The organism is Geomonas edaphica (assembly GCF_004917075.1).
Taxonomy (GTDB): Bacteria; Desulfobacterota; Desulfuromonadia; order Geobacterales; family Geobacteraceae; genus Geomonas; species Geomonas edaphica.
The window spans coordinates 21,534-33,874 of record NZ_SSYB01000008.1; the positions used below are offsets into that span (position 1 = coordinate 21,534).

General features: G+C 62.6%; 12 protein-coding genes. 9 read left to right on the plus strand and 3 right to left on the minus strand.

The features are described from left to right. Positions 1-129 precede the first annotated feature (129 nt). Positions 130-642, plus strand: coding sequence for a DUF1440 domain-containing protein (locus E8K79_RS20020; protein WP_136516303.1), 513 nt, complete (start codon positions 130-132; stop codon positions 640-642). 25 nt (positions 643-667) lie between these two features. Continuing rightward, positions 668-1,537: a sterol desaturase family protein gene (locus tag E8K79_RS20025; protein WP_136516304.1), complete on the plus strand. Its 870-nt coding sequence runs from the start codon at positions 668-670 to the stop codon at positions 1,535-1,537. A 78-nt stretch (positions 1,538-1,615) separates the two neighbouring features. Here E8K79_RS20025 and E8K79_RS20030 read toward each other — a convergent pair whose 3' ends face one another. After that, positions 1,616-1,801, minus strand: a complete 186-nt coding sequence (locus E8K79_RS20030; RefSeq protein ID WP_129128442.1) for a hypothetical protein — start codon at positions 1,799-1,801, stop codon at positions 1,616-1,618. Between the two features lie 127 nt (positions 1,802-1,928). Then, positions 1,929-2,450: a M48 metallopeptidase family protein gene (locus tag E8K79_RS20035; protein WP_136516305.1), complete on the minus strand. Its 522-nt coding sequence runs from the start codon at positions 2,448-2,450 to the stop codon at positions 1,929-1,931. Between the two features lie 223 nt (positions 2,451-2,673). On the opposite strand from E8K79_RS20035, the gene bioF reads away from it, so the two are divergent. The 3 genes from bioF to E8K79_RS20050 all read left to right on the plus strand — a co-directional run bounded on the left by bioF (position 2,674) and on the right by E8K79_RS20050 (position 5,541). Further along, positions 2,674-3,843 (plus strand): 8-amino-7-oxononanoate synthase, encoded by a 1,170-nt coding sequence (gene bioF / locus E8K79_RS20040; RefSeq protein WP_136516306.1) that lies wholly within the window; start codon positions 2,674-2,676, stop codon positions 3,841-3,843. Positions 3,844-3,932: 89 nt separating this feature from the next. Further along, entirely contained in the window at positions 3,933-4,709 is a 777-nt protein-coding gene (locus E8K79_RS20045) for an alpha/beta fold hydrolase (RefSeq protein ID WP_136516307.1), read from the plus strand. Positions 4,710-4,737: 28 nt separating this feature from the next. Next, positions 4,738-5,541, plus strand: a complete 804-nt coding sequence (locus E8K79_RS20050) for a methyltransferase domain-containing protein (RefSeq protein ID WP_136516308.1) — start codon at positions 4,738-4,740, stop codon at positions 5,539-5,541. Between the two features lie 93 nt (positions 5,542-5,634). Here the strand turns inward: E8K79_RS20050 and ettA are convergent, their stop codons facing one another. Then, the gene (gene ettA, locus E8K79_RS20055) at positions 5,635-7,320 is read right to left on the minus strand and encodes an energy-dependent translational throttle protein EttA (RefSeq protein WP_135873047.1); all 1,686 of its coding nucleotides are present in this window, start codon (positions 7,318-7,320) and stop codon (positions 5,635-5,637) included. A 174-nt stretch (positions 7,321-7,494) separates the two neighbouring features. Here ettA and E8K79_RS20060 point away from each other — a divergent pair, with 174 nt between their 5' ends. The 4 genes from E8K79_RS20060 (at position 7,495) to E8K79_RS20075 (ending at position 12,328) form a co-directional block, all read left to right on the plus strand. Then, the gene (locus tag E8K79_RS20060) at positions 7,495-8,814 is read left to right on the plus strand and encodes an RCC1 domain-containing protein (protein WP_136516309.1); all 1,320 of its coding nucleotides are present in this window, start codon (positions 7,495-7,497) and stop codon (positions 8,812-8,814) included. A 112-nt stretch (positions 8,815-8,926) separates the two neighbouring features. Continuing rightward, entirely contained in the window at positions 8,927-10,405 is a 1,479-nt protein-coding gene (gene lysS / locus E8K79_RS20065) for a lysine--tRNA ligase (RefSeq protein ID WP_136516310.1), read from the plus strand. Further along, the gene (locus E8K79_RS20070; protein ID WP_136516311.1) at positions 10,405-11,655 is read left to right on the plus strand and encodes a lipoprotein-releasing ABC transporter permease subunit; all 1,251 of its coding nucleotides are present in this window, start codon (positions 10,405-10,407) and stop codon (positions 11,653-11,655) included. The genes lysS and E8K79_RS20070 overlap by 1 nt, the downstream gene beginning before the upstream one ends. Beyond that, complete coding sequence (locus E8K79_RS20075) at positions 11,648-12,328, plus strand: ABC transporter ATP-binding protein (protein WP_136516312.1); 681 nt, start codon at positions 11,648-11,650, stop codon at positions 12,326-12,328. The genes E8K79_RS20070 and E8K79_RS20075 overlap by 8 nt, the downstream gene beginning before the upstream one ends. Positions 12,329-12,341 lie beyond the last annotated feature (13 nt).

A 12,341-nucleotide genomic window follows, 5' to 3' on the forward strand; every position in this document is an offset into this window, starting at 1 on the left:
ACCGCGATGTTGAAACCATGCGGCAAGAAAGGGGGGCGGGGAAAATTGACAGGCGCTCCGGCATCGTTACAATGGGCGTGGCCCCGCCGGACGCTAGAAATAAAACAGCGAGATCGTAGGAGGTATGCCATGGCAACGGGAAATACCGGCTCGATGACGCAGCGACATCAGGTCCTCATCGCGATGGCCGCCGGCTTGATCGCCGGTGCGGCGGCGAGCGCTTCAGACGAACTCCTGGACCGGCTGGTGAGCGAGAGGCAGAAAAGGCGCGACCGGCGTGTGCGCGAGGCGCCGGCGCACCAGGTGGCAGGGCCCCGCTTCGCCGCGAAGATCGCGGGACGCAGGCTGAACAGGAAGGAGAAGGAGCGCGCCAAGGCGGTGTTCGGTGTGCTCTACGGGCTTGGGTGGGGAGCGATCCATGGCGGGCTGCGGAGGAAGTTCCCGGTGCTTTCCCGCTGGGGCGGGCTTCCCTTCGCGATCCCCTTCTTCTTCGTCTGCGACGGCGTGATCGCTCCGGCGCTCGGCATGTCGCCGGGGCTGAACCGTATCCCGTGGCAACCAAGCGTGAAGGAAATGGGAAATCACGTCGCATGGACGGTGACCGCTGAACTGGTGCATCGTGTGGTGGGAAAAGGGCGTTGAATGAGTTTGCAGAGGAGGGGCGTGCATGGCAAGGACCGTTGATCCGATGAGACAGGAGCTTCCCCGGTGGCTGAACACGGTGCTGATCGTCGGCACCGTGGCAACCGTCGCCGTCATGGAGCTCAGACGTCCGCTCAGGAAGGAGCGCGAAGACAAACTGGGGAGAAACGGGCGAAACGCCGCCTTCGCACTCATCGCGGCAACCACGGTCGGCCTCGCCGAGAAGCCGGCGGTGGTTCCCCTCGCACACCATGTGCAGAAAAAGGGTTTGGGCGCGGTCAAGCTACTCGGGCTCCCCCCATGGGCCGAGGTGGCGCTGTCGGTGCTCCTGCTCGACTACACGCTGTTCATCTGGCACGTGCTGACCCACAAGATCCCGCTCCTTTGGCGCTTTCACAAGCCGCACCACGTCGACCTCGATCTCGACGCGAGTACTGCGCTTCGCTTCCACTTCGGCGAACTGCTCCTGTCCGTACCGTGGCGGGCGGCCCAGGTCCGCATGATCGGCGTCTCCCCCTTCGCCCTTGCCATGTGGCAGACCCTTACACTCATGGCGATTCTGTTCCATCACTCGAATGTGAGACTCCCGCACCGTGTCGAGCGGCGTCTGTGCCACCTGATCGTTACCCCGAGGATGCACGGTATCCACCATTCCGTGGTGAGGGGTGAGACCGACTCCAACTGGAGCACCATCTTCTCCTGGCCCGATCACCTGCATCGCACCCTGAAGCTGAATGTCCTTCAGGACTCGGTGGCCATCGGTGTCGCCGGCTTCCAGGACCCGGCGCAGCTCACCCTCTGGAAGACCCTCGGCATGCCCTTTGTTAGACAGGTGGAGGTGGAGGGGCCGAAAAGGGAAGTGCTGCCGATACCACCGACGGTGCTGGCAGTCTAGGGAGTCGCTAGGCAAAAACGCGAAGAGACCCGTCGGGCACCCGGCGAGTCTCTTTTTTTGCGGTTGGGATGCATCGGATCAAGCGAGTGGGCCCCGCGGCGGGTCCTTCGGACGGGTGTGCACCACGCCGGTCAGGATGCCGATGCCAAGGAGGATGATGCAGACGATGGCGATCTTGAAGACGGCGATGCCGGCGGTGACCAGGGCCCAGGCGACCCCGGAGATGATGAGGATGAAGCCGATGATGTAGAGCGCAAATGACATGGCTACCTCCGTGAACAGTCGTGTTGGCATTTTCCAACCTTGCGACAGCTCAATGCTAGCGGGAGGGCTTCCGTTGTCAATGCGCGGGAGGAAGTCAGGAAGAGGGCGGCGGGGGGGGACGCGGGGATTATGCGGGGGAAGTTTCCTTGTAGAGCGCCCCGGCTGTTTCCAGGTGGGTCAGGTACAGCCTGGTGTCGAACTCGAGCTGGTGGTAGTCGGGTTCCATGTACTCGCAGAGCTGGTAGAAGGCCTTGTTGTGCTCCTTCTCCTTCAGGTGGGCGAGCTCGTGCACGACGATCATCCTCAGGAACTCTACCGGGGCGACCCGGAACATGCTCGCGACCCTGATCTCGTTTTTAGCCGTGAGCTTCGCGCCCTGCACCCGTGACACGAAGCTGTGGAGCCCGAGGGCGTGGTTGATCACGCTTATCTTCGGGTCATAGACGACCTTGCTGAGCGGCTGCGACTTGCGAAGGTACTCGTTCTTGATGCCCATGGTGAAGTCGTAGAGCGACCGGTCCGTGGTGAAGCCGTGCGGGGTGGGGTACTTGGAAAGGAGCACGCCGCCGAGCTCGTTCGCGTCGAGGAGCCGCTGCACCTTTGAGGTCACCTGCTCCGAATAGCCGACTAAATATTTGAGTCCACGCATCACTTCTTCCCTTTCACATTTACCTATCGCTTGCCCGACGGCGAAGGTAGCACATCGTCATGATGAGTGCAAACGTCCCGGCGTGCGGGTCCCGCCGGGTGCGCCGCGATATTTGAATAATCGCATGCAGTTGTCAACCAGCGCGGGTTGTCAGGTTGACGTGTCCCGGCCGCTGTGCTAATAACAGAGGCTCGACTCTGACCCTGAGTGGAAAGGAGAGACCGTGCCGACATTCGCAGAAGAACTGGATAAATTGCGTGAAGAGGGGCTGTACCGCAGCATGAGGGTGATCAGCGGTGCGCAGGGAAGCCACGTGGAGTTGGAAGGGAGACGGGTGCTCATGCTCTGCTCCAACAACTACCTGGGGCTTGCCGACCACCCGGCGTTGCGCAGCGCGGCGGTGATGGGGGTGGCGTTCGGGGTAGGCAGCGGTGCGTCGCGCCTGGTCTCCGGCACCATGGAGTTGCACGCGCGTCTCGAGGAGCGCATCGCCCAGTTCAAAAAGACCGAGCGGGCTCTCGTCTTCAACTCCGGTTATGCCGCCAACACAGGGATCATCTCGGCCCTGGTCGGCCGCGGCGACGCCATCTTCTCCGACAAATTGAACCACGCAAGCATCGTGGACGGCGCCCTTCTTTCCCGTGCCAACTTCCATCGCTTCGGTCACCGTGACGTCGCCTCGCTGGAGCGGCTACTTGAGGAGAAGGGAGATAGCGGCCGGCGCCTCATCGTGACCGATGGCGTGTTCAGCATGGACGGCGACATCGCTCCGCTCAAGGAGATGGCACGGCTCGCCAAGCGCTACGACGCGCTCCTCATGGTCGACGACGCCCACGGCACCGGCGTCCTCGGCGCCACCGGTCGCGGCACCGCCGAACTCTTGGGTGTCATGGACGATATCGACATCCACATGGGAACGCTGGGGAAGGGGCTGGGGAGCTTCGGCGCCTACGCCGCGGCGTCGGAAACGATCTGCGACTACCTCGTCAACAAGGCGAGGAGCTTCATCTTTTCCACCTCGATGCCACCTGCGGTGCTCGCCCCGTCCATCGCTGCGCTCGACCTGGTCGACTCCGCAGAAGGAAAGGGGCTGCGCGACCGGCTGGCGGCAAACGTCGCCCTGTTCAAGGAGCGGCTGGCCGGAGTCGGCTTCGACACCATGGGAAGTGAGACCCAGATCGTCCCGATCTTCGTCGGTCCGGCCGAAACCACCATGCGCTTCAGCCAGGAACTCCTCGAGGAGGGGATCTTCCTGCAGGGGATCCGCCCCCCGACCGTTCCGGCTGGGAGTTGTCGCTTGCGTTGCACGATCATGGCCACCCACGAGTCCGCGGATCTCGAGGCCGCCGCCGACACCATCGCCCGCGTGGGTAAGAAGCTGGACGTGATTTAAATCAGAACGCTTGATCACAGCGGAAGGTCTTTCTCCGTGCCCTCTGTGGACCTCAGAGTCCTCTGTGTCGAGCTTTAGAGGTTTTTGCGATGATGCATTTTCAGGAAATTGGGGCCGGAAGGCCGGTGGTATTCGTGCACGGCTGGGCCATGTCCGGAAAGGCCTGGAGTTTCCAGCGAGAGCTTGCCGACGCGGGTCGCCTCATCTTCCTCGACCTGCGCGGGCACGGCCAGTCGGCTCCTGCCGACTCTTACACCCTGGACGACTACGCCTCCGATCTCGTCTCCTTTTTCGAGGGGCACGCGCTCACGGGTGCGGTCCTCGTCGGCTGGTCTATGGGGACGCAGGTGGCGCTGCACGCCTTCCCCGCGCTCAGGGAACGCCTGGCCGGGATGGTGCTGGTCGGCGGTAACCCGAGGTACGCAAGCACCGACGACTACCCGCACGGCAAGCCCCCCGTCGAGGTGAAGGGGATGGGGCTCAGGCTGCGGCGCGACCGCCAGAAGACCATGGGGGACTTTTTCAAGGGGATGTTCGCCGAGGGGGAGCTTGACCACGCGCTGTACCAGCGCATCGTCCACGAGATCGTGATGGGGGGGCGTGCCCCGGACTCCGAGGCGGCGCTACGCTCGTTGGACATCCTGTCGAGCGCCGACCTGAGGGAAAGGCTTCCCGAGGTGGACCGCCCCGTCCTCCTCGTGCACGGTGAGCTCGACACCGTCTGTCCCGCCTCGGCGTCGCGCTACATGGGGGAGCGGCTCCCGTCGGCGCGGGTGAAGATCTATCCTGGGTGCGGCCACGCTCCCTTCATGAGCAGGCCGGAGCGCTTCAATGAGCAGCTCAGGGAATTCATCGCGGGGCTCTAGTTAGTTCGATTTATTCGGAAAGGTGGTTATGGCGGCAGAGATAGACAGAGAGAGGGTGCGGGATTCGTTTCACCGGCAGGCCGCCGATTACGACAGTCACGCCGTGGTGCAGGGGCGGGTGATCGAGAAGGTCGTCGGGCTTTTGCAGGCGGAGCGGGTTGCGCCGGTGCGGCTTTTGGACATCGGGGCCGGGACCGGGCGGCTGCTTGCGCGGCTGACCGAGCTCTACCCGGAGATGGACGCGGTTGGGGTAGATCTTGCCCCCGGGATGTGTGCCACGGCGGCGGATAACTTAGCCGGGCGGCGGGTGCAGGTGATGCCCGCCGACGCCGAGGCGCTTCCCTTTGAGGCTGAATCCTTCGACGTCGTCGTTTCCACCTCGACCTACCAGTGGCTTCCCTGTCTCGACCGGGCCTTCGCCGAGGCGCGCCGTGTGCTGGCGCCCGGAGGTATCTTCTGTTTCGCGCTCTTCGGCGAGAGGACCCTTTTCGAACTGCGCGATTCCTACCGGAGCGTCCTGCAGGGGGCGTTCGACCGCACGCACAGTTTCTTTTCCTGCGCAGAGGTGCTGGAGGCGCTCGAACGCGCGGGGTTCAGCGGCGCGCGTGTGAGTTCCGAGCTGGAGGTGGAGCTGCACCCCGACGTGCCGGAGCTTCTGCGCTCGCTCAAGAAGATAGGCGCCGGGAGCACCGCGCCGGCAAGCGGGAAGGGGCTTGCCGAACGGCGGGTCATGCTGGACATGATGCGGAGCTACCGCGAGCACTTCGGCGGCGAAGAGGGAATACCCGCCACCTACGACGTGGTGTACGGCGTGGTGCGCAAGAGCGGGTAGCTCGGCTAGCTTGGCGGCTCGGACCAGTCAGACAAAAAAAGAGGGGCGGCCAATTGGCCGCCCCTCTTTGCTTCGCACGGGCTCTCCAAAGCTCTACGCCCTGGTGAGCTGGCGGTACCTGATGCGGTGCGGCTGGTCGGCCGCGGTCCCCAGGCGGGCATGGCGGTCTTCCTCGTACTCGGAGTAGTTCCCCTCGAACCAGACCACCTTGCTGTCCCCCTCGAAGGCGAGGATGTGGGTGGCGATCCTGTCCAGGAACCAGCGGTCGTGGGAGATTACCACGGCGCAACCGGCAAAGTTCTCGAGCGCTTCCTCGAGCGCACGCATCGTGTTCACGTCCAGGTCGTTGGTCGGTTCGTCCAGAAGGATGACGTTGCCGCCGTCTTTCAGCGTCTTCGCCAGGTGCACGCGGTTTCTCTCCCCGCCGGAAAGCATCCCGACCTTCTTCTGCTGGTCGGCGCCGGAGAAGTTGAAGCGGGCCACGTAGGCGCGGGAGTTCACCAACTGCTTGCCGAGCTGCAGCTGCTCCTGCCCCTCGGAGATCACCTCCCAGATGGTCTTGTCCGGATCGAGCGCGTCTCTGCTTTGGTCCACGTAGGCGAGTTTCACCGTCTCACCGGTCTTGAAGCTGCCGGAGTCCGGTTTCTCGTCGCCGGTGATCATCCGGAAGAGGGTGGTCTTGCCGGCGCCGTTGGGGCCGATGACGCCGACGATGCCGCCCGGCGGGAGGCGGAACTCCATCCCCTCGATGAGGAGCTTGTCGCCGTACCCCTTGCTGACGTTTTCGGCCTCGACCACCACGCCGCCAAGACGCGGCCCGGGCGGGATGAAGATCTCGAGGTCCTTCGCACGCTGCTCGCTCTCGGTGTTCAGCATGTCCTCGTAGGAGCTGATGCGCGCCTTACCCTTGGCGTGACGCCCCTTCGGAGACATCCTGATCCACTCCAGCTCGCGCTTCAAGGTCTTCTGGCGCTCGCTCTCGGTCTTTTCCTCCTGGGCCAGGCGCTTCTCCTTCTGCTCGAGCCAGGAAGAATAGTTACCCTGCCACGGGATCCCCTGGCCGCGGTCGAGCTCGAGGATCCACCCTGCCACGTTGTCTAAGAAGTAACGGTCGTGGGTCACCGCGATGACGGTGCCGGCGTAGCGCTGCAGGTGCTGCTCGAGCCAGGCGACGCTTTCGGCGTCCAGGTGGTTCGTCGGCTCGTCCAGAAGCAGGATGTCGGGCTTCTGCAAAAGCAGGCGGCAAAGGGCGACGCGGCGCTTCTCACCGCCTGAGAGGTTCGCAACGTTGGTTTCCGGCGGGGGGCAGCGCAGGGCGTCCATGGCGAGCTCCAGGCGGCTGTCCAGGTCCCAGGCGTCCAGGTGGTCGAGTTTCTCCTGCACCTTCGCCTGACGGTCGCAGAGCTTTTCCATGTCGGCGTCGCTCATCTCCTCGCCGAACTTCATGTTGATCTCGTTGAATTCGTTCACAAGGTCAACGATTTCCTGCACCCCTTCCTCGACGCACTGGCGCACCGTCTTGGTCGGGTCGAGCTGCGGCTCCTGCGCCAAGTAGCCTACTGTGTAGCCCGGGGAGAGAATGGTCTTGCCGTTGAACTCCTTGTCCACGCCGGCGAGGATCTTCAAAAGGGAGCTCTTGCCCGAGCCGTTAAGACCGAGCACGCCTATCTTCGCGCCGTAGAAGTAGGAGAGGTAGATGTCCTTCAGCACCGGTTTCTTGTCGTAGAACTTGCTTACCCCGATCATGGAGTAGATGACCTTGTTCGGGTCGATCGCCATTTTATCGTCACCTCCGTATGGATTTGTCTGCATTTGTAGCTTTTGTTAAGCGGCCATTATTACATGCAACGACCGCGGCGTGTCAACCGCGATCGGCCTGGAGTCCGTCCTTGACATTCTAGTTTATGTATAGTTAAATCCGCCGGATTGTACTAACTCACAAGGGGTCCCCTCATGCAAATCAGCAGGCGTTTCGGGTTCTTTATCTGCGCCGGGCTTCTCTCTGCCGCCCTCCACGGCTGCGGCGGCTCATCCTCCAAAGACACCATCCCTTCCACGGTCTCCATCTTCTACGAGCACAGCCTCATCTTCAGAAACCACACCACCTTCACCATGGGGTACAACGCCTTCGGGCAGCTGGGTGACGGGACACTGACGCGGCGCGAGATCGCAACGCCGGTGCCGGGGATGACCGGTATGGTCAAGGGGGTCGCGGGGAACGAGCACACCATGGTTACCAATGGCAGCGCCGTCTACTCCTGGGGCTACAACCTCTTCGGGCAGCTTGGCAATTCTGAGGCCTCGACCAGCTATCCCGACGCCTACAAGAGCTCGCCGGTACAGGTGAACTTCCCTGAGACCATCACGTCGGTGACGGACATCGCCGCTGGGGGGTATCACTCCCTGGCCGCGGCAGACGGGAAGCTCTACGCCTGGGGGTACAACGGCAACCGCCAACTCGGCAACAGCAGCACGACCAACGCGAAGACGCCGGTCCATGTGGCCGTGGGGCACGAGGGGGAGGATCTCTCCCTGCTTTCCGTCAAAGAGGTCGCGGCGGGAGGAACCCACTCCCTGGCCCTCTTCGACAACGGTGACGTCTATGCATGGGGTAACAACAAGTACGCCCAGGTTGGCTTCAGCGAGCCGGGTTTCAGCACCTACTCGTCGGCTTATTCGAGCCCGAGGAAGGTGACCATCTCCGGCGCAACCGGAAAGATCGACCAGATCGCCGCGCTCTCCAGCGCAAGCCTCGCCCTCGAGGTGCAGCGGGACGTCGACAACAACATCATTGGCCAGACTCTGTGGGGGTGGGGCTTCAATAACTCCGGCGAGCTCGGTGCGGACATCGCGCTGCAGAAGAGCAGCGCTACCCCGGTCAAGGTCTTCCAGACCCCAGCCATCGCCGACGCGTCCGGCTTCGTGGTCAAGAAGATCGCGACCGGCATGAACCATATCCTGCTCCTCGTGGGACCGCGCGACACCGTCGCGAACGACGGTTCCTGGTACGTCCAGGCGATCGGCCTAAACTCCGCCGGCCAGCTTGGCAACGACACCACCACGAGCAGCATCGAGTTCATCCGCACCCTCGACTCGGGCGGCGCCCTCATGACCAACGTCTCCGACATCGCGGCCTACGGCAAGAGCTCTTTCGCCCTGATCGGCGGCGTCTGGTACGGCTGGGGCAACAACAGCCTCGGACAACTCGGCAACCCGGTCCAGAAGGACACAATCGCCTTCTACGAACTCCCGGTAACGGTGAAGTTCCAGTAGGGGTAAATCGCCCGCGGGGATGGGGTTTTAAGCCTTGACTTGATTGGCGCAAATAGTTTAGTTTGACGGATTGTTTCACAGCCCAAAGCGGTAAAGAAAGGTTGCAGATAACATGGAAGAGTTGAGCGAACTGCTGCTGCAGAGAAGACGTAAGGTAGATGCATTGTGGGAGGCGGGGATCAACCCGTACCCGAACGATTACAAGCCTCAGCATACCTCGGCCGACGTGCGCGCCGCCTACGGTGACAAGGAGGTCATCGAGGAGGACCCGCAGACCTTCGTGGTCGCCGGCCGCATCATCATGCGCCGTTCCTTCGGCAAGGCCGCCTTCGTGCAGGTGCAGGACCGCAAGGGGCGCATGCAGCTTTACATGAAGAAGGACACCCTGGGCGAGGAGCTCTTCGCCGAGTTCGAGAACTACGACATCGGCGACATCATCGGCGCCACCGGGACCCCGTTTCGCACCAAGACCGGCGAGCTCTCCCTGGCCGTCTCCACGGTGCGTCTGCTCACCAAGTCGCTTTTGCCGCTTCCCGAGAAGTTCCACGGCCTGACCGACGTGGAGACCCGTTACCGCCAGCGCTACGTCGACCTGATCGTCTCCCCCGAGGTGCGTGAGGTGTTCCACAAGCGCTCCCGCATTGTGCATCTCATCCGCGAGTTCATGACGAAGAACGATTTCCTCGAAGTCGAGACTCCGATGATGCAGCCGATCCCTGGCGGCGCCACCGCGAAGCCGTTCGTCACGCACCATAACGCGCTCGACATGGAGCTCTTCCTGCGCATCGCCCCCGAGCTCTACCTGAAGCGCCTGGTGGTCGGCGGCTTCGATCGCGTCTTCGAGATCAACCGCAACTTCAGAAACGAAGGGATCTCGGTGCGTCACAACCCCGAGTTCACCATGATGGAGTTCTATCAGGCCTACGCCACCTTCGAAGACCTGATGAACTTCACCGAAGAGCTTTTGTGCCATGTGACCCAGGAACTCCTCGGGACGCTCGACTTCACATACGGCGGCGAGCCGATCAGCTTCCAGCGCCCCTGGAAGCGCTTCACCGTGAAGGAAGCGATCCTCGAGTACGGCGACATCGACGCGAAGAGCCTCGAGGACCGCGACTTGGCCTACGCCTATGCCCAGAAAATCGGCCTGGAACTCCCTGAGGACGTCGGGTACGGCAAGCTCATCACCGAGATCTTCGAGGAGGTCGCCGAGACCAAGCTGATCCAGCCGACCTTCATCACCAACTACCCGACCGAGGTCTCTCCCCTTTCCAGGAAAAATGACCACGACCCCGACTACGTCGACCGCTTCGAATTCTTCTGCGCCGGGCGCGAGATGGCCAACGCCTTCTCCGAGCTGAACGACCCGCGCGACCAGAAGGAGCGGTTCCTGGCCCAGGTCGCTGCCAAGGCAAAAGGTGATGAGGAGGCGCACTACATGGACGAGGATTACATCCGCGCCCTGGAGTACGGTCTGCCTCCGACCGCGGGGGAAGGGATCGGCATCGACCGCCTGGTCATGTTGCTCACCGATTCCCCGTCGATCCGCGACGTCATCCTCTTCCCGCAACTGCGTAAAGAGGGCAAGTAATGCCCTTTGAGCTCCTCATAGGGCTGCGCTACCTGAAGGCGAAGCGGAAATCGACCTTCATCTCGCTGATCACCCTGATCTCCGTCGCCGGTGTGGCGCTCGGCGTCATGGCCCTCATCATCGTGCTGGCGGTAATGACCGGCTTCGAGGAAGACTTAAAGGACAAGATCCTCGGGACCAACGCGCATATCGTGGTCTTAAACGGCCTTGGCGCGGTGCAGGACTACCCGCAGGTTGTGAAGAAACTCGAGGGGATGGACGGCGTTGTCGCCGCCACCCCGTTCATCTACAACCAGGTGATGCTCTCCACCGGCAGGACCGTCTCCGGTGTGGTGCTGCGCGGCATCGAGGTGCAGACAGACGCCAAGGTGACCAACCTGCACAAGTCGATGGTGGAGGGGAGCCTCGACTCGCTCGACTCGGAGGTCGGCAAGACGCCGGGGGTGGTGATCGGCAAGGAGCTCGCTAAGAACCTGGGGCTCATCCTCGGCGATACGGTGGACGTCATCTCTCCGATGGGCAACATCACGCCGCTTGGCATGATGCCCAAGCTGAACCGCTTCCGTATCACCGGCATCTTCAACACTGGGATGTTCGAGTACGACTCGACGCTCGCCTACGTCTCCCTCAAAGAAGCCCAGCAGTTTCTGGGGCTAGGCGACGTGGTGACCGGGATCCAGCTCAAGGTGCGCGACGTGTACAAGACGGGCGAGCTCGCCCAGGCGATCGACAAGGAGCTCGGTCCCCCGTACCACGCCCGCGACTGGATGCAGATGAACAAGAACATCCTCTTCGCGCTGAAGACCGAGAAGAGCGTCATGTTTATCATCCTGACCCTGATCGTGCTCGTGGCCGCCTTCGGCATCGCCTCGACGCTCTTCATGGTGGTCATGGAGAAGACGCGCGACATCGCCATCCTTAAGTCGATGGGGGCGACCAGCCGGAGCATCATGCGCATCTTCGTCTTCGAAGGGGTAATCATCGGGATCTTAGGCACCATCATCGGTGTGCTTGGGGGGCTTTTGGTCGCGCTCAACCTGGAGCCGATCGTCGGTGCGATCCAGAAGGTGACCGGCTTCGAGCTTTTCAGCAAGGACATCTATTACCTGGATCACTTCCCGTCCCAGGTGATCCCGTCCGACGTCGTGCTGATCAGCGTGACCGCCGTGATCATCTCCTTCGCCGCGACGCTCTACCCTTCCTGGGCGGCCTCGCGCATGGCCCCCGCGGAGGCGCTGCGCTATGAGTAACCTCCTCGAGGTAAGAGGGCTCTTCAAGTCCTATGGCGGCAACGGCACCAAGGTTGAGGTGCTGAAGGGGATCGACCTCGACGTCGTGGCCGGCGACACCATCGCGCTCGTCGGCCCCTCGGGTGCCGGTAAGAGCACGCTTTTGCACGTGATGGGGACCATCGATCGTCCCACCTCTGGCGAGGTGCTCTTCGAAGGGGAGAAGATCTTCAACCTCGCGGACCAGCCGCTCGCCGCCTTCCGCAACCGCTCCATAGGCTTCGTCTTCCAGTTCCATCACCTCCTGCCGGAGTTCTCGGCGCTGGAGAACGTGATGATGCCGCTTCTCATCGGCGGTGAGAGACGCTCCCGTGCCGAAGCGCGTGCGCTCGAGCTTCTAAAGGGTGTTGGGCTCTCGCACCGTGTGACGCACCGGCCGGGGGAGCTCTCCGGGGGGGAACAGCAGCGGGTGGCCATCGCGCGGGCCCTCGTGCGCGAGCCGAAGCTGCTTCTTGCCGACGAGCCGACCGGCAACTTGGACATGAAGACCAGCGAAGAGGTGCACGCGCTTTTGTACGAAATCCAGCGGCAGACCGGCATCGCCCTGGTCATCGTGACGCACAACGAACAACTGGCCGCGGGGATGGCCCGCACCATCAGGATGGTGGATGGCAAGGTCGTCGAGTCGGCGTAAGGCCGCTTTGGCG